Source organism: Phreatobacter aquiterrae (assembly GCF_053471285.1).
Window position 1 is genome coordinate 126,408 of record NZ_JBJPHW010000003.1, and the last position, 19,811, is coordinate 146,218.

The 19,811-nt window shown below is 68.5% G+C and carries 25 protein-coding genes; 16 read left to right on the top strand and 9 right to left on the bottom strand.

Annotation, left to right across the window (positions count from 1 at the left end; all coding sequences use genetic code 11):
* Position 1 precedes the first annotated feature (1 nt).
* Positions 2 to 1,429, bottom strand: a complete 1,428-nt coding sequence (locus ACJ4V0_RS05645; protein WP_448298587.1) for a helix-turn-helix domain-containing protein — start codon at positions 1,427 to 1,429, stop codon at positions 2 to 4.
* A 188-nt stretch (positions 1,430 to 1,617) separates the two neighbouring features.
* On the opposite strand from ACJ4V0_RS05645, the gene ACJ4V0_RS05650 reads away from it, so the two are divergent.
* From ACJ4V0_RS05650 to ACJ4V0_RS05660, 3 genes are all read left to right on the top strand, one after another.
* On the top strand, positions 1,618 to 2,283 hold the full coding sequence (locus tag ACJ4V0_RS05650; RefSeq protein ID WP_448298588.1) for a response regulator transcription factor: 666 nt from the start codon (positions 1,618 to 1,620) through the stop codon (positions 2,281 to 2,283).
* A gap of 85 nt (positions 2,284 to 2,368) precedes the next feature.
* Positions 2,369 to 2,659, top strand: a complete 291-nt coding sequence (locus ACJ4V0_RS05655) for a YARHG domain-containing protein (RefSeq protein ID WP_448298589.1) — start codon at positions 2,369 to 2,371, stop codon at positions 2,657 to 2,659.
* A 10-nt stretch (positions 2,660 to 2,669) separates the two neighbouring features.
* Positions 2,670 to 3,449 (top strand): M15 family metallopeptidase, encoded by a 780-nt coding sequence (locus ACJ4V0_RS05660; RefSeq protein WP_448298590.1) that lies wholly within the window; start codon positions 2,670 to 2,672, stop codon positions 3,447 to 3,449.
* Between the two features lie 27 nt (positions 3,450 to 3,476).
* On the opposite strand, the gene hslU is transcribed toward ACJ4V0_RS05660, so the two are convergent.
* The 5 genes from hslU to ACJ4V0_RS05685 all read right to left on the bottom strand — a co-directional run bounded on the left by hslU (position 3,477) and on the right by ACJ4V0_RS05685 (position 6,979).
* Positions 3,477 to 4,787: an ATP-dependent protease ATPase subunit HslU gene (gene hslU / locus ACJ4V0_RS05665; protein WP_448298591.1), complete on the bottom strand. Its 1,311-nt coding sequence runs from the start codon at positions 4,785 to 4,787 to the stop codon at positions 3,477 to 3,479.
* A 73-nt stretch (positions 4,788 to 4,860) separates the two neighbouring features.
* Positions 4,861 to 5,460: a DUF2585 domain-containing protein gene (locus ACJ4V0_RS05670; protein WP_448298934.1), complete on the bottom strand. Its 600-nt coding sequence runs from the start codon at positions 5,458 to 5,460 to the stop codon at positions 4,861 to 4,863.
* Positions 5,461 to 5,498: 38 nt separating this feature from the next.
* Positions 5,499 to 6,008, bottom strand: a complete 510-nt coding sequence (locus tag ACJ4V0_RS05675) for a GNAT family N-acetyltransferase (protein WP_448298592.1) — start codon at positions 6,006 to 6,008, stop codon at positions 5,499 to 5,501.
* A 10-nt stretch (positions 6,009 to 6,018) separates the two neighbouring features.
* The gene (gene hslV, locus ACJ4V0_RS05680) at positions 6,019 to 6,576 is read right to left on the bottom strand and encodes an ATP-dependent protease subunit HslV (RefSeq protein WP_448298593.1); all 558 of its coding nucleotides are present in this window, start codon (positions 6,574 to 6,576) and stop codon (positions 6,019 to 6,021) included.
* Positions 6,577 to 6,643: 67 nt separating this feature from the next.
* Entirely contained in the window at positions 6,644 to 6,979 is a 336-nt protein-coding gene (locus ACJ4V0_RS05685) for an MmcQ/YjbR family DNA-binding protein (protein ID WP_448298594.1), read from the bottom strand.
* A 153-nt stretch (positions 6,980 to 7,132) separates the two neighbouring features.
* Here ACJ4V0_RS05685 and hisB point away from each other — a divergent pair, with 153 nt between their 5' ends.
* The 7 genes from hisB to ACJ4V0_RS05720 are packed head-to-tail and all read left to right on the top strand — an operon-like array spanning position 7,133 to position 11,450.
* Complete coding sequence (hisB, locus tag ACJ4V0_RS05690) at positions 7,133 to 7,720, top strand: imidazoleglycerol-phosphate dehydratase HisB (protein ID WP_448298595.1); 588 nt, start codon at positions 7,133 to 7,135, stop codon at positions 7,718 to 7,720.
* On the top strand, positions 7,720 to 8,223 hold the full coding sequence (locus ACJ4V0_RS05695) for a DUF2628 domain-containing protein (protein WP_448298596.1): 504 nt from the start codon (positions 7,720 to 7,722) through the stop codon (positions 8,221 to 8,223). Before hisB ends, ACJ4V0_RS05695 begins: the two co-directional genes overlap by 1 nt.
* The gene (gene hisH / locus ACJ4V0_RS05700) at positions 8,220 to 8,870 is read left to right on the top strand and encodes an imidazole glycerol phosphate synthase subunit HisH (RefSeq protein WP_448298597.1); all 651 of its coding nucleotides are present in this window, start codon (positions 8,220 to 8,222) and stop codon (positions 8,868 to 8,870) included. The genes ACJ4V0_RS05695 and hisH overlap by 4 nt, the downstream gene beginning before the upstream one ends.
* A complete protein-coding gene (hisA, locus tag ACJ4V0_RS05705; protein ID WP_448298598.1) occupies positions 8,858 to 9,604 on the top strand; it encodes a 1-(5-phosphoribosyl)-5-[(5-phosphoribosylamino)methylideneamino]imidazole-4-carboxamide isomerase in 747 nt (248 codons plus the stop codon). The genes hisH and hisA overlap by 13 nt, the downstream gene beginning before the upstream one ends.
* Positions 9,601 to 10,389 (top strand): imidazole glycerol phosphate synthase subunit HisF, encoded by a 789-nt coding sequence (gene hisF, locus ACJ4V0_RS05710; protein ID WP_448298599.1) that lies wholly within the window; start codon positions 9,601 to 9,603, stop codon positions 10,387 to 10,389. Before hisA ends, hisF begins: the two co-directional genes overlap by 4 nt.
* 13 nt (positions 10,390 to 10,402) lie before the next feature.
* A complete protein-coding gene (locus ACJ4V0_RS05715) occupies positions 10,403 to 11,026 on the top strand; it encodes a LysE family translocator (protein ID WP_448298600.1) in 624 nt (207 codons plus the stop codon).
* Positions 11,027 to 11,030: 4 nt separating this feature from the next.
* Positions 11,031 to 11,450 carry a DUF1810 domain-containing protein gene (locus ACJ4V0_RS05720; RefSeq protein ID WP_448298601.1) on the top strand — a complete coding sequence of 140 codons (420 nt, stop codon included), beginning with the start codon at positions 11,031 to 11,033 and terminating at the stop codon, positions 11,448 to 11,450.
* A gap of 4 nt (positions 11,451 to 11,454) precedes the next feature.
* Here ACJ4V0_RS05720 and ACJ4V0_RS05725 read toward each other — a convergent pair whose 3' ends face one another.
* Complete coding sequence (locus tag ACJ4V0_RS05725; RefSeq protein ID WP_448298602.1) at positions 11,455 to 12,456, bottom strand: adenosine kinase; 1,002 nt, start codon at positions 12,454 to 12,456, stop codon at positions 11,455 to 11,457.
* Between the two features lie 130 nt (positions 12,457 to 12,586).
* Here ACJ4V0_RS05725 and gnd point away from each other — a divergent pair, with 130 nt between their 5' ends.
* Both gnd and ACJ4V0_RS05735 read left to right on the top strand, forming a co-directional pair.
* The gene (gnd, locus tag ACJ4V0_RS05730; protein ID WP_448298603.1) at positions 12,587 to 13,561 is read left to right on the top strand and encodes a phosphogluconate dehydrogenase (NAD(+)-dependent, decarboxylating); all 975 of its coding nucleotides are present in this window, start codon (positions 12,587 to 12,589) and stop codon (positions 13,559 to 13,561) included.
* Positions 13,558 to 14,103 carry a gluconokinase gene (locus tag ACJ4V0_RS05735; protein ID WP_448298604.1) on the top strand — a complete coding sequence of 182 codons (546 nt, stop codon included), beginning with the start codon at positions 13,558 to 13,560 and terminating at the stop codon, positions 14,101 to 14,103. The genes gnd and ACJ4V0_RS05735 overlap by 4 nt, the downstream gene beginning before the upstream one ends.
* 10 nt (positions 14,104 to 14,113) lie before the next feature.
* Here the strand turns inward: ACJ4V0_RS05735 and ACJ4V0_RS05740 are convergent, their stop codons facing one another.
* Positions 14,114 to 14,893 carry an HpcH/HpaI aldolase family protein gene (locus tag ACJ4V0_RS05740; protein WP_448298605.1) on the bottom strand — a complete coding sequence of 260 codons (780 nt, stop codon included), beginning with the start codon at positions 14,891 to 14,893 and terminating at the stop codon, positions 14,114 to 14,116.
* Positions 14,890 to 15,831, bottom strand: a complete 942-nt coding sequence (locus tag ACJ4V0_RS05745) for a ribokinase (protein WP_448298606.1) — start codon at positions 15,829 to 15,831, stop codon at positions 14,890 to 14,892. Before ACJ4V0_RS05745 ends, ACJ4V0_RS05740 begins: the two co-directional genes overlap by 4 nt.
* A 147-nt stretch (positions 15,832 to 15,978) precedes the next feature.
* Here ACJ4V0_RS05745 and ACJ4V0_RS05750 point away from each other — a divergent pair, with 147 nt between their 5' ends.
* From ACJ4V0_RS05750 to ACJ4V0_RS05765, 4 genes are all read left to right on the top strand, one after another.
* The gene (locus ACJ4V0_RS05750) at positions 15,979 to 16,728 is read left to right on the top strand and encodes an ABC transporter ATP-binding protein (protein WP_448298607.1); all 750 of its coding nucleotides are present in this window, start codon (positions 15,979 to 15,981) and stop codon (positions 16,726 to 16,728) included.
* Entirely contained in the window at positions 16,725 to 17,384 is a 660-nt protein-coding gene (locus ACJ4V0_RS05755; RefSeq protein ID WP_448298608.1) for a phosphoribosylanthranilate isomerase, read from the top strand. The genes ACJ4V0_RS05750 and ACJ4V0_RS05755 overlap by 4 nt, the downstream gene beginning before the upstream one ends.
* Positions 17,381 to 18,178 carry an ABC transporter permease gene (locus ACJ4V0_RS05760; protein WP_448298609.1) on the top strand — a complete coding sequence of 266 codons (798 nt, stop codon included), beginning with the start codon at positions 17,381 to 17,383 and terminating at the stop codon, positions 18,176 to 18,178. Before ACJ4V0_RS05755 ends, ACJ4V0_RS05760 begins: the two co-directional genes overlap by 4 nt.
* Positions 18,179 to 18,415: 237 nt before the next feature.
* Positions 18,416 to 19,753, top strand: coding sequence for a polyhydroxyalkanoate depolymerase (locus ACJ4V0_RS05765; protein WP_448298610.1), 1,338 nt, complete (start codon positions 18,416 to 18,418; stop codon positions 19,751 to 19,753).
* Positions 19,754 to 19,811 lie beyond the last annotated feature (58 nt).

Below are 19,811 nucleotides of genomic sequence, written 5' to 3' on the forward strand. Positions count from 1 at the left end.
GTCAGCTCAGATCGAAGGGCACGACCTTGCGGCGGTCGGTCGGCACGCGGATCTCGCGGTCGATCGGCGGCACGGCACGCTGGTGACAGTTGGCGCGCTCGCAAATGCGGCAGGAGACGCCGATCTTGGCGACATGGGCGTCGGCCTTGAGATCGATGCCCTCGGAATAGACGATCTCGCCGGCATAGGACGTCTCGCAGCCGAGCCCGAAAGCATAGCGGCGCACCGGCGCGCGCCAGTGGGGAGCGCCCTTGGTGACGGCACGGGCGAGCGACAGATAGCGGATGCCATCCGGCATCTCCGCGACCTGGACGAAGGTTCGCCCGGCCTGCTCGAAGGCCTCGTGAACGTTCCACAGAGGGCAGGCGCCGCCGAAGCGGGCGAACTGGAATCGCGTTGCCGAGTGGCGCTTGATGACATTGCCGGCCCGGTCGACCTTGACGAAGTAGAAGGGGATACCGCGCTGGCCGGAACGCTGCAGCGTCGACAGGCGATGGCAGATCTGCTCCAGGCTGGCGCCGAAGATCCGACCGAGCCAGTCGAGGTCGTGGCGGGTGTCCTTGGCCGCGGCGAGGAAGCGCCGGTAGGGCAGCAGCAGCGCCCCGGCGAAGTAGTTGGCCAGGGCGACGCGGCCGATGTCGCCGGCCGCGCGCGAGCGGAAGCCCGCCCCCGACACGATGCCCGCCATGGTGTCGGACTGCTCGAGCCGGGCGATGCGGTTGGCGAGCAGGAAGGCGCGCGTGGAAGAGTCGAGCGAGCCATCGAGGACGATGATGTTGGGACCGGCCTCGTAGCGCTCGAGGATGTCGTCGCCGAGGTTGCCGTTGACATCGACGTTGAGGCCATGGCGGGCGGCGAGATAACCGGCGAGAACCTGAAGCCGGTCGCTGGCGGCGGCGAGGCCGAGGCGCTCGGCGAGGTCCTCGGCGGCCCGGTCGAGGTCGTCGACATAGTTGTCGACGTAGTGGAAATAGTCGCGCACCTCCTCGTAGGGCAGCAGGGCGCCCGCCGTCTCCTCGCCCGAGGGCGGCAGGATGGGCGTATCGCCTGCCGCCTGCAGGCGCTCGCCGAGGCGGCGGGCCGTCTGGTGCAGCCTCAGGAAGGCGCGGGCGAAGGCCGGACTGTCGGAGGCGACGCGCTTGAGGTCCTGCAGGCTGGGCGCCGTGTCGGTCAGGAGAGGGTCTGCCGAGGCCTCGCGCAGGTCGGTGACGAGCCGGTCGGTGTCGTCGGTGGCGAAGGTCGCCAGATCCACCCCGAAAGTCTGGCCGAGCGCGACCAGGACACTCGCCGTGACGGGGCGCTGGTTGTTCTCGATCTGGTTGAGATAGCTGACCGACAGGCCCAGCCTCTGCGCAAAGGCGGTCTGTGTCAGGCGCGTCTCTTCACGCAACCTGCGCAGGGCGGGCCCGACGAAAACCTTCCTCGACATGGCGCGGCCTCCTGTCCCGACCGTTCGGCATAGTCCGATCCATATCGGTCATAAGGTGGAAATGCAAAAATTTTGCAATTTCGCAGCATGACCTTTCGCATTTTGACGCCGGCTCGGGCGGTGCTAGCCTTTGTCCCAATCAAGATCGAAACAAACGACGCGCCAACTGGCTCCTGGAGGACACGACCATGACCGCCGACACTCTCGCCAGCACCCGCGACACGCTTCAGTTCGCCGTGCGACACCCCTTCCCCATCGTCGCCGAGACGATCGAGGCCCTCGTGCGCGCCGGCCATCCCGGCGCGCTCGCCACCGACCCGGCCAAGGCGATGCTCGTCATCGCCACGCTCGCCGATCTCGACACGCTCGATCTGGCGCCGGAAGCGCGCGTCGCCGTCCTCATCGACCATGCGGACCGCCGTCCCGTGCAGGAAGCGCGCAGCCGCGGAGCGGTGGCGGCGCTTCCGCTCGACCTGCCCGCCGATCATCTGCGCGCCGCGTTGGCGAGCGTCCTCTCGGCGCGCACCTGGTGGCCGGTGGTGATCGCCGTCGATCCCGAGGGCGACCTGTCCTCGTCGCGCAAGCTCGACGCCCTCTCCGGCCAGCAGTTCAAGGTCCTCGACCTGATGAGCCGCGGCCGCCTCAACAAGCAGATCGCCTATGACCTCGGCATCTCCGAGGGCACGGTGAAGTCGCACGTCTCCTCGATCCTGCGGAAGCTCGGCGTCGAGCGGCGCACGCAGGCCATCGCCACCTTCATCACCGCCCACGAGGCGATTGCGCGCATGCCGCTGCGGGCGACCCCCGACGGCGCCGCCGCCCATCTGTCCCGCGCCACCCACGCGGCGCGCTGACGCGCTCTTTGGCATGGATCATTGGCAGGCCGGACGTCGTCGCCGTAAGGTGACGACGTTCCTCGTCTCGTCACAGGGTCAAGCCATGTCGCGCTCACCTGCCAAGATTGCAGCCGCCGTCCTCGTGCTTCTCGCCTCCACCGCCGGGCTCGCCGCCCAGGACTACGGCGCCTGGTCCTGCCGGGACCTCTGGTACGAGCGCAACCAGATCTACAAGGACGCCGGATACTGCTTCTCGACGCCGCGCGCCGTTCGCGCTTTCGGCAACGCCGGCTGCGTCTATGACCGTCAGGGCGACGTGCCGCTGTCGAACACCCAGCGCCGTATCATCCAGGCCATCATCCGGGCCGAGCGATTCAACGGCTGCACCGACTGACGGCCGTCCTGTGATCTCGGCCCCATCGCGGCGCGCGGTCCTCGGCGTCCTCGCGGCGCCGGTTCTGCTGGCGCGCGGCGCTGCGGCAGCGGCGGAAGAGACGAACCTTGCCCGGCTTGTCTCAGCCTATCCCGACCATCTGTCCGGGATCGACGGCGCCGACCTCGTCTGGAGGGACGGGGCGCGCATGCCCACCGGCGCCGACCTGCCGGCCCGTCCCTTCGAGACCATGCTGCGCGATGCGACGCTCGCCGACCAGTTGCGCCAGCCCTACGAGGCGGGACGTCCTTCCGGGGCTCCCGCACGCGATCACAGCCCCGGCCGGCTTCGCAACACCGCCTTTTTCGTGAAGATGTATGACGACTGCCGGCGCGGCGGGGCTGCCGGGCGCCAGCGCAGCGTCACCTGGATGCCGCAGACGAAGCCGCAGCGCGTGCCTATGACAACCGTGAACGACGTGGCGACACGGCTCGAGCGTGTCATCGACGGGCTCGAGGGCCTGCCCGACCGGCTCAAGGCCTATCTCGTGCCCTCGGGCGGCACGTTCAACTGCCGCGCGGTGGCCGATACCGGACTGCTCAGCATGCACGCCTATGCTGCGGCCATCGACATCGCGGTGGCCCAGTCCGACTACTGGTCGTGGGCCCGGGCGCGTGGCGAGATCCCCTACCGCAACCGCATTCCCTACGAGATCGCCGAGGTCTTCGAGGCGGAGCGGTTCATCTGGGGCGGCAAGTGGTATCACTACGACACGATGCACTTCGAATACCGGCCCGAACTGATCGGGTAGAACGGTCCGGTCTCCAGGGAGTGCCGCCTACAGGATGAACCGGCTGAGGTCGGCGTTCTTGGCGAGATCTCCGACCGTCTTGCGCACATAGTCGCCGTCGATCGTCACCGTCTCGCCGGCCCGGTCGGTGGCCGTGAACGAGATGTCGTCCAGCACCCGCTCGATGATGGTCTGCAGCCGCCGCGCGCCGATGTTCTCCACCGAGGCGTTCACCTCGACCGCCAGGTCGGCGATGGCGTCCACCGCGTCGTCGGTCAGCACGAGATCAACACCCTCGGTCTTCATCATGGCGATGGACTGGCGGGTCAGGCTCGCTTCCGTCTCGGTCAGGATGGAGCGCAGGTCCTCGCGCGTCAGCGGTTTCAGCTCGACGCGGATCGGCAGGCGGCCCTGCAGCTCGGGCAGAAGGTCCGAGGGCTTGGCGACGTGGAAGGCGCCGGAGGCGATGAACAGGATGTGGTCCGACTTCACCGGCCCGTGCTTGGTGGCGACCGTCGTGCCCTCGATCAGCGGCAGCAGGTCGCGCTGCACACCCTCGCGGGAAACCTCGCCGCCCCGGGCGCCCTCACGGCCGCAGATCTTGTCGATCTCGTCGAGGAAGACGATGCCGTTGTTCTCGACGAGATGGATCGCCTCCTGCACGAGATTGTCCTGGTCGACCAGCTTGTCGGCCTCCTCCTGCACCAGCGGGTCGTAGGCTTCCTTTACCGTCGTGCGGCGCTGCTTGGTGCGCCCGCCCATCATCTTGCCGAGCATGTCGTTGAGATTGGCGATGCCGATCTGGCCGCCGGGCATGCCGGGAATGTCCATCATCGGCAGGCCCTGCGGATTGCCCGCCGACACCTCGATGTCGATCTCCTTGTCGTCCATCTCGCCGTCGCGCAGCTTCTTGCGGAAGCTCTCGCGGGTGGCCGGCGAGGCGGTCTTGCCGACGAGGGCGTCGAGCACGCGCTCCTCGGCGCCGAGATGCGCCTTGGCCTGCACGTCGCGGCGCTTGGTCTCGCGGACGAGGCCGATGCCGACCTCGACGAGATCGCGGACGATCTGCTCGACGTCGCGGCCGACATAGCCGACCTCGGTGAACTTGGTCGCCTCCACCTTAAGGAAGGGCGCGTTGGCGAGCTTCGCCAGGCGGCGGGAGATCTCGGTCTTGCCGACGCCGGTCGGGCCGATCATCAGGATGTTCTTCGGCAGCACCTCCTCCCGCAGGCTCTCGTCGAGCTGCAGGCGACGCCAGCGGTTGCGCAGGGCGATGGCCACGGCGCGCTTGGCGTCCTTCTGCCCGATGATGTGGCGGTCGAGTTCGGAGACGATTTCGCGCGGGGAAAAGTCGGTCATCGGGACCCTGGATCGATGCGGATCGGAAGTGCGGAGAGATGGCGACTGGTGCGGCGAGATCAAGGACCCCGGCTCAGCCGCCACCCTGCTGCCAGAGCCGGATCGCATCGATGGGATGCACCAGCATGATGATGTTAAGGATCAGATTGTCGCGGATGAGGGCGGCAAGCCCCACCTCCAGCGCAATGGCAAGCCCCAGCGTCGCCCAGGCCGGCAGCAGCGCGGCGATGAGGAAGCCGACGATCATGGCGAGCGTGTCGGAGATCGAGTTGACGATACTGTCGCCGTTGTAGCCGAGGGAGATGGTGGTGGCGCGGTAGCGCTCGATGATGGTCGGCGTGTTCTCGGCAATCTCCCAGGCGCCCTCGACGACGACGGCGAGAACGAGCCGGGTCCAGATCGAGCTCTTCGGCAGGACGAGCCAGGCGAGGAAATAGAACAGGAAACCGTGGACGACATGGCTCGCCGTGTACCAGTCGGTGATGTGCTGGGAGGTCTCCGAGCTCATGACGATGCCGTGCCAGAGCTTCACCGTGCCGCAGGTACAGATCGGCACCCGGCCCATGGCGTAGAGGACGCCGGCCTGGATCGCGAGCAGCAGCAGGATCAGCGGGAGCGCCTGCCAGAGCGGAAACCCTCCGCCCTGTGGGCTGTGCGCGGGGGCCGTACCGATGGTCGGGGAGATGCGCTGGAAGGGGCTGGATGTCATGGTCATTCTGCGACCTTAACCGCCGGTGGGTCGCAAGTCATGAACTGGGCGGGGCCGAATTGTGGCAGGTCGCGCACCCAGCGCCGGACGAACCCGGCCTTCTCGAAGGCGCGGATGGAGGCGGAGTTGTCCGGGTGCGGGTCGGTGATGAGGCGCGGCACGCCCCTCGCGAAGGCTCCATCGGCGAAAGTGCGGATGAAGGCGGAGCCATGGCCCCGGCCGATCAGGTCCGCCGCGCCGATGGAGAGGTCGAGACCGAGGGTGCCCGGCGGCTCGCCGCGGAACGGGTGGTCGTCCTCGGCATTGGGATCATAGTGCTGGAAATAGCCGACGGGCCGCCCGTCGAGGAGCATGCAATAGGCCTCGACATGCGGATCGGTCAGGATGCTCTCGATCTCGGCCATCTCGCGGTCGACCTCGCCCCACCAGCGTGCGACATGCGGCCTGCCGAGCCAGGTCCTGACGAGGGACAGGTCGGCGCGGACGAGAGGGCGGAAATCGTAGGTCGGCACGGCCGGCGCCTCAGCCGATGCTCTCGATGACGACGTTGCCGTTGGTATAGACGCAGATCTCCGAGGCGATCTTCATCGCCTTGCGCACGATCTGCTCGGCATCGTGGTCGGTATCGACCAGCGCCTTCGCCGCGGCGAGGGCATAGTTTCCGCCGGAACCGATGGCGGCGATGCCGTTCTCGGGCTCCAGCACGTCACCCGTGCCGGTCAGAATCAGCGAGACGTCCTTGTCGGCGACGATCATCATCGCCTCGAGACGGCGCAGGTAGCGGTCGGTGCGCCAGTCCTTGGCGAGTTCCACGGCCGCGCGGGTGAGCTGGCCAGGAAACTGCTCGAGCTTCGCCTCCAGCCGCTCGAACAGCGTGAAGGCATCGGCCGTGGCGCCGGCAAAGCCGCCGATCACGTCGCCCTTGGCGAGGCGGCGCACCTTTCGGGCGTTGGCCTTGATCACTGTCTGGCCGAGGCTGACCTGGCCATCGCCGCCGATCACGACCCTTCCGTCCTTGCGGACCGAGCAGATGGTGGTGGCGTGCCAGCCGGGAAAGGCGTTGTCGCTGGTGGAATTCATGGAACCTCCGGGAAGGGGAGATGTAGGCTGATCGCCGACGGACGCAAGGCGGGGCATCAGGCCGTCCTCAGCCGCCATGCGCGGCGAGCAGCTTCTTCGAGGCCGCGCCACGCCAGGCGGCGGTCAGGATCGACATCACCAGGGCCTTGTCGGCCGCCCGGAGCGAAACCGTGGTCCAGCCCTGCCTGCCCCAGCCGCCGGCGACGGGGGCGACGATCGCGGGGGCGCTTTCGATGAAGAACGCCTGCTCGTCAGGCGTCAGCCTGACATTCATGTCGCCGGTTGCGCCGAATGTCGCGAAAATCCGGCCCTTGCCCGCCCTGACCGCGGTGCGGTCGAAATGGGGATGGGCGGCTGCCTCGGGCATGGCGAGGGCGCAGGCGAATGCATCATCGTGGGTCATGGGGACTTTCCCAAGGCAGTTTGCGCCTCATCATGCCATGGCGACGGCCTGCCCGCGTCAGCAGCGCCAGAAGCCGGCAACCAAGCCGCGCGCTTCGCCTTTCCAAACCGGTCGCGCGGCTGATAGAAGTCGCCCCATCGTCCGGAGAGAGCCATGCGCAAGGGCCAGATCACCCGCACCACCAAGGAAACGGACATTGCGGTGTCCGTCGACCTCGACGGCTCCGGCCGCGCCGAGGTCGCGACCGGGGTGGGCTTCTTCGACCACATGCTCGACCAGATCGCACGTCATGGGATGATCGACCTGACCGTGAAGGCGACGGGCGACCTTCACATCGACGACCACCACACGGTGGAGGATGTCGGCATCGCGCTCGGACAGGCGGTGCGCCAGGCGCTCGGCGACATGAAGGGCATCACCCGCTATGCCGACGTCCACCTGCCGATGGACGAGACGCTGACCCGCGTCGCCGTCGACGTGTCGGGACGGCCCTTCCTCGTCTTCCGCACCGAATTCGCCCGCCACAAGATCGGTACCTTCGACACCGAGCTGGTGCGCGAGTTCTTCCAGGCCTTCGCCATGAATGCCGGCATCACCCTGCATGTCGAGACGCTCTACGGCGACAATGCCCACCACGTCGCCGAAAGCTGCTTCAAGGGCCTCGCGCGCGCGCTGCGCGCCGCCTTCGCCATTGATGCCAGACGGGCGAACGAGGTTCCCTCGACCAAGGGTGTGCTCTGATGGCCCGACAGACGAGCTTCACCGTCCACCTGCCGCCAGCGGGGCTCGACAAGGACGAGGCCATCGAGTTCGTGCCCGATTCCTTTTCCCCCATCGCGTTCCTGGCCCCCTGGGCGTGGTTCGCGTGGAACCGCATGTGGCTGGTGACCTTCGCCTATCTCGCCGTCATCGGGCTCCTGGTCCTCGGGCTCATCCTGGCCGGCCTGTCGCCGATGATGCGCACACTGATCACCTCGGCCCTCAGCCTGCTGATCGGCCTCGAGGCGACGAACCTCAAGCGCTGGACGCTGCGCCGCCGTGGCTTCCGCGAGGTGGCCGTGGTCGTCGCCACGTCGCGCGGAGACGCCGAGCGCCACTATTTCGCCGAGCGGACCACCGGCGCCGCGACACGGACAGACTCGCCGTCGCCGGGGCGCCCCCTTGCGCCAGCGCAGATGCAGGCCTCGCAGCCCGTCATCGGCCTCTTTCCCGAAGCGGAGCCTGGCGGGCGGGGCGCAAGGTGAGCGTCGCCATCGTCGACTACGGCTCGGGCAACCTGCACTCGGCGCAGAAGGCCTTCGAGCGGATGGCCCGCGAGCGCGGGCTCAACACGCCTGTGCTCGTCACGGCCGATCCCGATCTCGTGCGCAAGGCCGACCGGATCGTGCTGCCGGGTGTCGGCGCCTTCGCCGACTGCAAGGCGGGGCTGATCGGCGTGCCCGGCATGGTGGAAGCCCTGACCGAGGCCGTGCGTGGCCGCGGACGGCCCTTCCTCGGCATCTGCGTCGGCATGCAGCTGATGGCCGGACGCGGGCTGGAGAAGGACACGACGGCGGGCCTCGGCTGGGTGCCCGGCGACATCGACCTGATCCGCCCGGCGGACGCGACATTGAAGATCCCGCACATGGGCTGGAACACGTTGAACGTCACGCGCGATCATCCCGTCCTCGCGGGCATTCCGACCGGGCCGGACGGCCTGCACGCCTACTTCGTCCATTCCTACCACCTGACCGCGACGGCGGATGACGTGATCCTCGCCGATGCCGACTACGGCGCGAAGGTCACGGCGATGATCGCCCGCGACACCATGGTGGGCACGCAGTTCCATCCCGAGAAGAGCCAGCGCCTCGGCCTGACCCTCATCGGCAATTTCCTGGAGTGGCGGCCGTGAGGCTCTTCCCCGCGATCGACCTCAAGGAAGGCCGCTGTGTGCGTTTGCGCCAGGGCGACATGGCACAGGCGACCGTCTATGCCGACAACCCCGCGGCCCAGGCGCGCGCCTTCGAGACGCAGGGCTTCGACTATCTTCACGTCGTCGATCTCGACGGCGCCTTCGCCGGCAAGCCGGTGAATGCAGCTGCCGTCGAGGCGATCCGCGCGGCGACCTCCTTCCCGGTCCAGCTGGGCGGCGGCATCAGAGACATGACGACCGTCGAGGGCTGGCTCGGCAAGGGCGTCTCGCGCGTCATCATCGGCACGGCGGCGGTGCGCGATCCGGACTTCGTCAGGACCGCCGCGAAAGCCTTTCCCGGCCAGGTGGCGGTCGGCATCGACGCCCGCGACGGCTGGGTGGCTGTCGAGGGCTGGGCCGAGACATCGAGCCTTGCCGCGCACGACCTTGCCCGCCGCTTCGAGGATGCCGGCGTCGCCGCCATCGTCTACACCAACATCGCCCGCGACGGCATGCTGACCGGCATCGACTGGGACGGCACGATTGCGCTGGCCGATGCCGTCGCCATTCCCGTTATCGCCTCGGGTGGCCTCGCCTCGCTGGACGATGTGCGCCAACTCCTGTCGCCGCGTGCCGCAAAGCTCGAGGGCGCCATCACCGGCAAGGCGCTCTATGACGGCCGGCTCGACCCGGCCGAGGCCATCGCGCTGATCCGGGGAGCGACAGCCGCATGACCTTCAAGGTGCGCATCATCCCCTGCCTCGACGTGAAAGACGGCCGCGTCGTCAAGGGCGTGCAGTTCGTCGACCTCATCGATGCCGGTGACCCGGTCGAGGCCGCCAAGGCCTATGACGCGGCTGGCGCCGACGAACTGACCTTCCTCGACATCACCGCCTCCTCCGACGACCGCCGCACCATGTTCGACGTGGTGACCCGCACGGCGGAGGCCTGCTTCATGCCGCTCACCGTCGGCGGCGGCGTGCGCACCGTCGAGGACATCCGGGCCCTGCTCCAGTCCGGCGCCGACAAGGTGTCGATCAACACGGCAGCCGTGAACGACTGCGCCTTCGTGGGACGTGCCGCCGACAAGTTCGGCGACCAGTGCATCGTCGTCGCCATCGACGCCAAGAAGGTCTCGGGCGAGGGCGAGGCGGACCGCTGGGAAATCTTCACCCACGGCGGCCGCAAGCCGACCGGCATCGACGCGGTCGCCTATGCCCGCGAGGTGGTGGCGCTGGGCGCCGGCGAGATCCTGCTGACCTCCATGGATCGTGACGGCACCAAGTCCGGCTTCGACCTGAAGCTGACGCGCGCCATTGCCGACGCCGTTCCGGTTCCGGTCATCGCCTCGGGCGGGGTCGGCACCCTCGACCATTTCGTCGAGGGCATCGCCGTGGGCGGCGCCACCGCCGTCCTCGCAGCCTCGGTCTTCCATTTCGGCACCTTCACCATTGGCGAGGTGAAGCGGCACATGAAGGCGGCCGGCCTCGCCGTGCGCATGGACGGGATCACCGGCTGAGGCGCGACCGATCATGAGCCCCGCCGACACGCTTTTCGCCCTGGCCGGCCTGTGGCTCATCGCGGTCATCACCCCCGGCCCGAACATGATCCTGTTCATGGCCATCGGCCTGTCATCGCCGACGGCCTCGGTGATCGCATCGGCCGCCGCCATCGTCATCGGTACGCTGTGCTGGGGCCTTGCAGGCCTCTTCGGACTGTTCTGGCTGTTCGAGCTGTTCCCCGCGGCTGCGGTGGCAGTGAAGGTCGCGGGCGGGCTCTATCTCGCCTGGATGGGTCTCGGCCTCGTCCGCCGCAACTTCAGCCCCCCGGCCGAGACCACCCGCGCGCCCGCTGCCACCCTCTCGCCGCGACGGGCCTTTCTCACCGGCCTTGCGACCGCCCTTGGCAACCCGAAGTCGCTGGTCTTCGTGTCCTCGCTGTTCGCCGTCACGCGTCTCGCCGAACAGCCGCTCATGGTCGGCCTCGCCGGTGTCGGCGTGATGATCACCCTGTCGACGCTCTACTACGTGATCCTCGGCGTCGCGCTGCGAAAACTGCCCTTCGCCCGCCGGCCCGGCGCCACCGGGCGGGTCCTCGCCATGGGCACCGGCGTCGTCATGATGGCCTATGGGGCCAAGATGGCCTGGGAGCGCTAGGGCGATGGACTTCGACCTCCAGCGCTTCGTTGCGGCGCAGGACCCGGTGTTCGAGCAGGTCATCGCCGAACTCGCCAACGGCGCGAAGACCTCGCACTGGATGTGGTTCGTCTTTCCGCAAATCGCCGGGCTCGGCACCAGCGCCATGGCGCAGCGCTACGCCCTGTCGGGGCTCGAGGAGGCCGAGGCCTATCTCGCCCATCCGGTGCTCGGGCCGCGGCTGCTGATGGCCATGGCCATGATGATGGCCGCCCGGCCGAAGAGCGCCGAGGCGATCCTCGGCCCGGTGGATGCCGCCAAGCTGCGGTCATCCATGACACTGTTCGCGCTGGCCTCCGCCGACCCGCAGCCCTTCGTCGCGGTGCTTGATGCCTTCTACGGGGGCGCCCCCGACCCGGCGACGCTGAAGCTCCTCGGCGCCTAAGCCCTCAGAGCGCGAAGCCGTTCTCGGCCGCCAGCGCCTTCAGGTTGGCCTCGGGCCGGGCGCCCATGTGGCTGATGATCTCGGCGGCGCAGAGAGCGCCGAGGCGCAGCGACATCTCGTGGCCGAGGCCGCGCGCATGGCCCGACAGGAAGCCGGCGGCGAAGAGATCGCCGGCGCCGGTCGTGTCGACCACCCTATCCACGGGGTAGGCCGGCGCGGAGACGAGGCTCGTGCCCTCGATGGCGATCGCCCCCTGCTCGCTGCGGGTGACGATGGCGAGGGAGGCGTCGGCGCGCAGCGCATCGAGCGCGGTTGCGAAATCCGCCGTCTGGTAGAGCGACTTCAGCTCGCTCTCGTTGGCGAAGACGATGTCGACCGTCTTGGCCCGGATGAGACCGAGGAACTCGTCCCGGTAGCGGTCGACGCAGAAGGAATCGGAGAGGGTCAGAGCCACCTTGCGGCCGGCGCCGTGGGCGATCTCGGCGGCCTTGAGGAAGGCCTTCTTGGCTTCCGGCGGATCCCAGAGATAGCCCTCGAGATAGGTGACGCCCGAGACGGCGATGGTCTCGGCATCGACATCGGCCGGCGAGAGGTTCTGCGCCGCGCCGAGATAAGTGTTCATGGTGCGCTCGCCGTCCGGGGTCACCAGGATGTAGCAGCGCGCCGTCGCCGGGCCGTCGGTCGCGGCCGCGGTCGGAAAGTCAACGCCAGCGGCGCGGATGCCATGGTTGAACGAGCCGCCGAGCTGGTCGTTGCGGACCTTGCCGATGAAGGCCGGCTTCAGGCCCAGCATGCCGCAGCCGACGATGGTGTTGGCGGCCGAGCCGCCCGACATCTCCACGGTCTGCGCCATGGCGGCATAAATCGCCTCGGCGCGCGGCTCGTCGATGAGCATCATGGCGCCCTTCGGCACGTCCAGCCGGGCGAGCACGTCATCCTCGGTGCGGGCGAGCACGTCGACGATGGCATTGCCGATGCCGGCGACGTCGTAGCGGGGCTGGGACATGAACATTCTCTCCGGAAAAGTCCCGGCCCTCTACACGCTGGAGCCCCGTCGGGCAACGGCGCGGCATTGACTTCTCGCCGAAGTTCGGTTGGTTCGGAGGAACGAAAAAGAAAGACGCGAGGGGACGTCCATGCAGATCGGCGTGCTGGGGCTCGGCCGGATGGGTGCGAACATCGCCCGCCGCCTGATGCGGGCGGGTCATGCATGCGTCGTCCATGATGCCGATCCGGCCACAACGCAGAAACTCGCCGCGGAGGGCGCGTCGGGCGCGGGCTCGCTTGAGGCCCTGTGCAGCAGCCTCGCCACGCCGCGGGCCGTCTGGGTCATGCTGCCCGCGGGCGCGGTGACGGAAAACGCCGTCTCCGCGCTCGCCGATCTTCTGTCGCCCGGCGACACCATCATCGACGGCGGCAACACCTTCTGGAAGGACGACATCCGCCGCGCCAAGGCGCTGGCGGCGCGCGGCATCTGCTATCTCGACATCGGCACGTCCGGCGGCGTCTGGGGGCTCGAGCGCGGCTACTGCCTGATGATCGGCGGCGAGAAGGCGGCGGTCGCGCGGCTCGACCCGATCTTTGCGGCACTGGCGCCCGGCCGCGGCGACATCCCGGCGACCCGCCACCGCGAGGACCGCACCGGCACGGCTGAGCAGGGCTATCTGCACTGCGGGCCGAGCGGCGCCGGCCACTACGTCAAGATGATCCACAACGGCATCGAGTACGGCATGATGCAGGCCTTCGCCGAGGGCTTCGACATCCTGAGGAACGCCTCATCGCCGCGCCTTTCGGAAGACCTCAGGCTCGACCTCGACGTCGCCGACATCGCCGAGGTCTGGCGGCGCGGCTCGGTCGTCACCTCCTGGCTGCTCGACCTCACCGCCGAGGCGCTGGCCGCCGACCCGGCGCTGGCAGAGTATTCAGGCCACGTCTCCGATTCCGGCGAGGGGCGCTGGACGGTGGAGGCCGCCATCGAGCAGGCCACGCCGGCCGAGGTGCTGACTTCGGCGCTCTACACCCGCTTCCGCTCACGGCAGGACCATACCTTCGCCGAGAAGGTACTCTCCGCCATGCGCAAGGGCTTCGGCGGCCATCAGGAGCAGAAGTGAGCGCCGCAGCCGGAGCGGCCGCAGCCGCGAACCCGCCCCTGCCCACCGCGCTCATCGTCATGGGCGTGTCCGGCTCGGGGAAGTCGACCATCGGCATCGGACTTGCCGATGCCCTCGGCTGGGACTTTCGCGACGGCGACGCCTTCCACCCGCCCTCCAACGTCGCGAAGATGAAGTCCGGCGCGCCGCTGACCGACGATGACCGCTGGCCCTGGCTCGATGCCATCGCCGCCCATGTCGCGGAACTGGAGCGCGGGGGCGGCCATGTCGTCATCGCCTGCTCGGCGTTGAAGCGGGCCTATCGCGACCGCCTCCGGACGAGCGGTGCACGCCTGCGGTTCGTCCACCTTGCGGGCTCGTTCGACCTCATCGACGGGAGGATGAAGGCCCGCCGCGACCATTTCATGCCGGCGAGCCTGCTCCGGAGCCAGTTCGCGACACTCGAGGAGCCGACGGCCGACGAGAATGCCGTCCGGGTCCCGATCGATGCCGCCCCGGACGCCATCGTCAGCGAAGCCCTGACGCTGTTGCGCGCCGGCTGACAGCGCGGGATCAGCGCCGGCCGGGAAAGGCCTTGCGGTGGCGGGCGATGTCGGCGAGCGCACCGGCCTTCAGGGTGGGCACGTCGCATTCGCCGATCACGATGCCGAAGCCGCGCGCCGCGCAGTCCGAGGCGTCGCGGGTCGGCAATGGGATGATGCCGGAGATTTTGCCGGCCTTGTGGATGGCGGCGGCGGCATCGTCGATGGTCGAGAGGAGCTGCGGATCGGTGAGCTTGCCCAGCTTGTTCATGGAGCCGGCGAGATCGTTGGGGCCGATGAACAGGCAGTCGACGCCATCGATGGAGGCGATAGTGCCGGCATCCCGTGCCGCCTCGACGCTTTCCACCTGCAGGGCGAGGAAAGTCTCCTCGTGGGCGACGTCGGCATAATTCTCGTGGAAACCGTAGAGGCCGGAGCGGGCTGCGGTGGCGGCGAAGCCGCGGCGGCCGCGCGGCGGATAGAGGCAGGCGCGGATCACCGAATGCGCCTGCTCGACCGTGTCGACCATCGGCACCATGAAGGAATGGATGCCGGCATCGAGCAGCCGCTTGAAGTGGCTGAAGTCGTGGCCCGGAACGCGCACCATGGCGTCGCCGCCGCCGGCTTCCACCGCGCGCACGCATTCCAGCACGTCCTTGACGTCGAGCGGCGTGTGCTCGGTGTCGATGAGGACGATGTCGTAGCCCGACAGCGCATAGATCTCGCAGACCGTCGGCGAACCGGTGAAGACCCAGGCCCCGAGGAGCTTCTCGCCGGCCTGGGCGCGGCGCTTGATGCGGTTGCGGATCATGGGATCGTCCTCCGGTGGTGTGGATTGCGCTGGTCCGCGAGGACGGCAGCGGCCGCCTCAATGGCGGCACGGTCGGGAATGCTGGACTGGGCGCCGAAGCGGGTGCAGGCGAGCGAGCCGGCCGCGGCGGCGAACTCGACGGCTGTCTCGAGGCCGCGACGGCGGTCGAGGGCGGCTGCGAGGGCGCCGCAGAACGTGTCGCCGGCCGCCGTCGTGTCGACCACCTCGACGGGATAGGCCGGCGATTCGTGGCGGATGCCATCGGTCCAGCAGATGGCGCCTTCCGCGCCGAGGGTGACGGCGACGGCCAGCGCATGGCGTTCGGACATCGCGGCTGCGACGGTGTCGGCGTCCTGATCGGCGAAGCCGAAGCCCGCGGCGAGCGACAGAACCTCGTGCTCGTTGACGATGACGACATCGAGAAGCGCGGCAAGTTCGGCTGAGATCGGCCCTGCCGGCGCGCGGTTCAGCATGACGCGCATCTCCCGCGCCCTCGCCCAGCCGGCGGCTGCCAGGATCTCGCGCTCCGGAACCTCCCACTGCAGCAGCAGGATGTCGCGTGGCGACACGGCCAGTCCATCGAGTGCGGCGGCCCGGACGGCCGCATTCGCCCCTGCAGCGACGACGATCTGGTTCTGCCCCTCGCCGTCCACAGCGATGAAGGCTGCACCGGTGGGGGCATCGACAGACGCGACACGCGAGACGTCCACGCCCTCAGCCGACAGGACGGACAGGGCAGGCCCGGCGAAGCCGTCGCGACCCACGGCGCCGACCATGACGACATCGGCACCGGCGCGCCGTGCGGCGAGCGCCTGGTTGGCGCCCTTGCCGCCCGGGATCACCCGATAGTCCGGTCCCGCCACGGTCTCGCCGGCGCGCGGCAGGGCGGGCACGCTCGCGACAAGGTCGATGTTGATGGAACCGAAGACGACGATCATGGGAGATGACGAGGCAAGGGACGCAACGCTTGCGCTGCGCCCGACGGCCGGTCAAGCGCCAGTGAGCAGGGCGGCATTGCGCGGGGTGAACGCCGCCATCACGGCTTTTGATTTGCCGCGGCGGGCATTCCGCCCCATGTCATCGGAATGGCTTCCTCCCCCGCCGCCATCGACGTGAAGGATCTGGTCAAGACCTACGGCGCGGTGCGCGCCGTGGCGGGAATTTCCTTCGCCGTCGCCCAGGGTTCGACCACGGCCCTGCTCGGCGGCAACGGCGCCGGCAAGTCGACGACCATCGGCATGATCATGGGCCTGGTGCTGCCGACCTCCGGCGAGGTGCGGGTGCTCGGCACGGACATGGTGCGGCGTCGCCACGACGTGCTGCACCGGATGAACTTCGAGAGCCCCTATGTCGACATGCCGCATCGCCTCACCGTGCGGCAGAACCTCAAGGTCTTCGGCATGCTCTACGGCGTCAATGACCTTGCGGGGCGGATTGCGGAGCTCGCCGCCGACCTCGACCTCATGGAGATCCTCGACCGGCCCTCGGGCCGGCTCTCGGCCGGCCAGAAGACGCGCGTGGCTCTCGCCAAGGCCCTGATCAACGAGCCCGAGGTGATGCTGCTCGACGAGCCGACCGCATCGCTCGACCCCGATACCGCGGACTGGATCCGCGGCCATCTCGAGCGCTACCGCGACCGGCGCGGCGCGGCGATCCTGCTGGCCTCGCACAACATGGGCGAGGTGGAACGGCTGTGCGACCGGGTCATCATGCTGAAGCAGGGTCGGATCGAGGATGACGCGGCGCCCGGCGAACTCATTCGCCGGTTCGGGCGGTCGAACCTGGAGGAGGTCTTCCTCGATGTCGCCCGCGGGCGCCGGGAGGCCACGACATGACCGCCCGCACACGCGTGAAGATCTGCTGCATCTCGTCCCTCGACGAGGCGCGGATGGCGATTGCCGCCGGCGCGGACGCCCTCGGCTTTGTCGCCGCCATGGCCTCCGAGCCCGGCCTCGTCGACGACGCCACGATCCGGGCGATCACGACGGACGTGCCGCCGCCACTGGCGACCTTCCTGCTCACGGCGCGCGGCTCTGGCGTCGATATGGCGGGCCACATGCGCCGATGCGGCACCAACACGATCCAGATCGTCGACCATATCGACCCGGCCGAACTTGCCGTGCTCGCGGTATCACTGCCCCTGGCGCGCCGCGTCCAGGTCATCCACGTCGAGGGGCCGTCGGCCCTCGACCTGATCCCACGCTACGAACCCTATGTGCATGCCTTCCTGCTCGATTCCGGCAAGCCGGGCGGCACGATGCGCGAACTCGGCGGCACCGGACGCACCCATGACTGGGATGTGAGCCGCGCCTTCGTCCAGCGCACGATCCGGCCGGTTTTCCTCGCGGGCGGGCTGACTGCCGGCAATGTCGGCGAGGCGATCCGCCTGGTCCGCCCCTTCGGCGTGGACCTGTGCTCGGGGGTCAGGACCGACGGCCGTCTCGACCAGGCCAAGCTCGACGCCTTCATGACCGCGGTAGCGTCAGCATGAGCTTCTCCGTTCACCGCGTCGGCGCCCTCTGCCTGCGCTATGTCTATCTGATCGCCTCGTCCTGGCCGCGGCTGCTGGAACTCGTCTACTGGCCGATCCTCAACCTCTTGACCTGGGGCTTCCTGCAGAACTACGCCATGGCCTCGTCCAACCGCACGCTGTTCGTCGGCGGGGCGCTGGTGTCGGGGCTGCTGCTCTGGGAAATCCTGTTCCGCGGGCAGATCGGCTTTTCGGTCTCGTTCCTCGAGGAGCTCTGGTCGCGCAATCTCGGCAACCTGTTGATGAGCCCGCTCAGGCCGCTGGAGTTCGTCGTTGCGCTGATGGTGATGAGTCTCGCGCGCCTCGCGGTCGGCATGATCCCCGCCACGATCCTCGCCATCGCCTTCTTCGGCTTCGACCTCGCCCGGCTCGGGATCGGCTTCGTGGCCTTCTTCGCCCTCCTGGTGATGACCAGCTGGGCCGTGGGGCTCGTCGTCGCCGGCCTGATCCTGCGCCACGGCCTCGGCGCCGAGAGCCTCGCCTGGACCATCATGTTCGTGTTCTGGCCCCTGTGCTGCGTCTATTACCCGCTTAGCGTGCTCCCTGCCTGGCTCAAGCCCTTCGCGCTCGCCCTGCCGCCGACGCATGTGTTCGAAGGCATGCGGGGCGTTCTCGCCGACGGCGTCCTGCGGCTCGATCACCTTGCGGCGGCCGCGGGCCTCAACGTCCTGTGGATGGCGGTGGCCTCCTACGCCTTCATTGCCCTGCTCAACCAGGCGCGCGACGCCGGGTCGCTGCTCTCCAGCGGCGAGTAGGCGCGGCCGATCTCGTGCTTTAGGCCAATGTCACCCGAATGCCACGTTAAGCCACGGTTAACCTGTTGTTCCTCACCGTAGTGTTGCCCCGACTGTCACAAGTCGATTACAAATTTCGGCAGTGCAGCATTCGGAATGGAACCTTGCGGGTGGACAGCACGTCTACCGTTAGCCTGAGAGGCCCGTCTCCGACGGGTGATTCCACCGATCCCTCTCCTGCATCCTGGAGGCATCCGCGTGCTGTATCACTGGTATGAAGCCACCCACGCCATGCTCTCGCCCTACCGGGCCATGGCGGATGCCACCAAGTCGGCGCTGACCAATCCCATCAATCCCTTCGGGCAGTTCCCTCTCGCCAAGCAGATGGCCGCGGCGGCCGAGCTGTTCGAGCGGACGACGCGGCGCTACGGCAAGCCGCCGTTCAACCTGCCGACGACGCTGGTCGGCGGCGAGCGTGTCGGCATCACCGAGAAGGTGGTCTGGCAGCGCCCCTTCTGCGACCTCATCCATTTCCAGCGCGCCCTGCCGCAGCGCCACAAGCCCGATCCGAAGGTGCTGATCGTCGCGCCGATGTCGGGCCATTATGCGACTCTGCTGCGCGGCACGGTCGAGACCTTCCTGCCGAACCACGAGGTGTTCGTCACCGACTGGGCCGACGCCCGCATGGTGCCGATGGCGGAGGGCCGCCTCGACCTCGACGACTACGTCGACTACATCATCTCGATGCTGCATTTCCTCGGCCCCGACACCCATGTCATGGCCGTCTGCCAACCGGCCGTGCCGGTTTTCATGGCCGTCGCGCGGATGGAAGCCGAGGACGACCCCTATGTGCCGACGACGCTGACGCTGATGGGCGGCCCGATCGACACCCGTTCCAACCCCACCGCCGTCAATAAGCTGGCCGAGGAACGCGGCACGGACTGGTTCCGCCGCAATGTCATCACCACCGTGCCCTTCCCGCACCCGGCGATGATGCGCCCGGTCTATCCGGGCTTCCTGCAGATCACCGGCTTCATGACGATGAACCTCGACCGGCACGTCGACGCCCATCGCGAGCTGTTCCGCAACCTCGTCAAGGGCGACGGCGACAGCGCCCAGAAGCACCGCGAGTTCTACGACGAGTATCTCGCCGTCATGGATCTGACGGCCGAGTTCTACCTGCAGACCATCGAGCGGGTCTTCGTCGAGCATCACCTGCCGCGTGGCATCATGATGCACCGCGACCGGCCGGTGGACCCGAAGGCGATCCGCCGGGTGGCGCTGCTCACCGTCGAAGGCGAGAAGGACGACATCACCGGCGGCGGCCAGACGCTCGCCGCCCATGGCCTCGCCACCTCGATCCCCGAGGACATGCGCCATCACCACCTGCAGCCTGCGGTGGGCCATTACGGTGTCTTCAACGGCTCGCGGTTCCGCGCCGACATCGCCCCGCGCGTCATGGACTTCATGCGCACGCACGCCTACCGCAAGGCCAACGCCTCGAAGGCGAAGCCGTCGACGAAGGAGACGGTGCTGAAGATGATCCGCGGCGGTCGCGCCGGCGTCGCCGCTGTCCAGGCGCCGAAGAAGGACTGAGCCCCCGGCGGCTCCGTGTCAGCAGGCTTCATGCGGAGCCGGCTGATCACGCGGTGCT

Bases quoted from the DNA above. Each gene is read 5' to 3' on its own strand.
- ACJ4V0_RS05755 (WP_448298608.1), top strand. From the start codon at position 16,725: ATGACCGCCCGCACACGCGTGAAGATCTGCTGCATCTCGTCCCTCGAC.
- hisF (WP_448298599.1), top strand. From the start codon at position 9,601: ATGACCTTCAAGGTGCGCATCATCCCCTGCCTCGACGTGAAAGACGGC.
- hslV (WP_448298593.1), bottom strand. From the start codon at position 6,576: ATGAATTCCACCAGCGACAACGCCTTTCCCGGCTGGCACGCCACCACC.
- ACJ4V0_RS05750 (WP_448298607.1), top strand. From the start codon at position 15,979: ATGGCTTCCTCCCCCGCCGCCATCGACGTGAAGGATCTGGTCAAGACC.
- hslU (WP_448298591.1), bottom strand. From the start codon at position 4,787: ATGACCGACTTTTCCCCGCGCGAAATCGTCTCCGAACTCGACCGCCAC.
- ACJ4V0_RS05745 (WP_448298606.1), bottom strand. From the start codon at position 15,831: ATGATCGTCGTCTTCGGTTCCATCAACATCGACCTTGTCGCGAGCGTG.
- ACJ4V0_RS05740 (WP_448298605.1), bottom strand. From the start codon at position 14,893: ATGATCCGCAACCGCATCAAGCGCCGCGCCCAGGCCGGCGAGAAGCTC.
- hisB (WP_448298595.1), top strand. From the start codon at position 7,133: ATGCGCAAGGGCCAGATCACCCGCACCACCAAGGAAACGGACATTGCG.
- ACJ4V0_RS05695 (WP_448298596.1), top strand. From the start codon at position 7,720: ATGGCCCGACAGACGAGCTTCACCGTCCACCTGCCGCCAGCGGGGCTC.
- ACJ4V0_RS05725 (WP_448298602.1), bottom strand. From the start codon at position 12,456: ATGTCCCAGCCCCGCTACGACGTCGCCGGCATCGGCAATGCCATCGTC.
- ACJ4V0_RS05655 (WP_448298589.1), top strand. From the start codon at position 2,369: ATGTCGCGCTCACCTGCCAAGATTGCAGCCGCCGTCCTCGTGCTTCTC.
- ACJ4V0_RS05685 (WP_448298594.1), bottom strand. From the start codon at position 6,979: ATGACCCACGATGATGCATTCGCCTGCGCCCTCGCCATGCCCGAGGCA.
- ACJ4V0_RS05715 (WP_448298600.1), top strand. From the start codon at position 10,403: ATGAGCCCCGCCGACACGCTTTTCGCCCTGGCCGGCCTGTGGCTCATC.
- ACJ4V0_RS05645 (WP_448298587.1), bottom strand. From the start codon at position 1,429: ATGTCGAGGAAGGTTTTCGTCGGGCCCGCCCTGCGCAGGTTGCGTGAA.
- gnd (WP_448298603.1), top strand. From the start codon at position 12,587: ATGCAGATCGGCGTGCTGGGGCTCGGCCGGATGGGTGCGAACATCGCC.
- ACJ4V0_RS05650 (WP_448298588.1), top strand. From the start codon at position 1,618: ATGACCGCCGACACTCTCGCCAGCACCCGCGACACGCTTCAGTTCGCC.
- ACJ4V0_RS05720 (WP_448298601.1), top strand. From the start codon at position 11,031: ATGGACTTCGACCTCCAGCGCTTCGTTGCGGCGCAGGACCCGGTGTTC.
- ACJ4V0_RS05760 (WP_448298609.1), top strand. From the start codon at position 17,381: ATGAGCTTCTCCGTTCACCGCGTCGGCGCCCTCTGCCTGCGCTATGTC.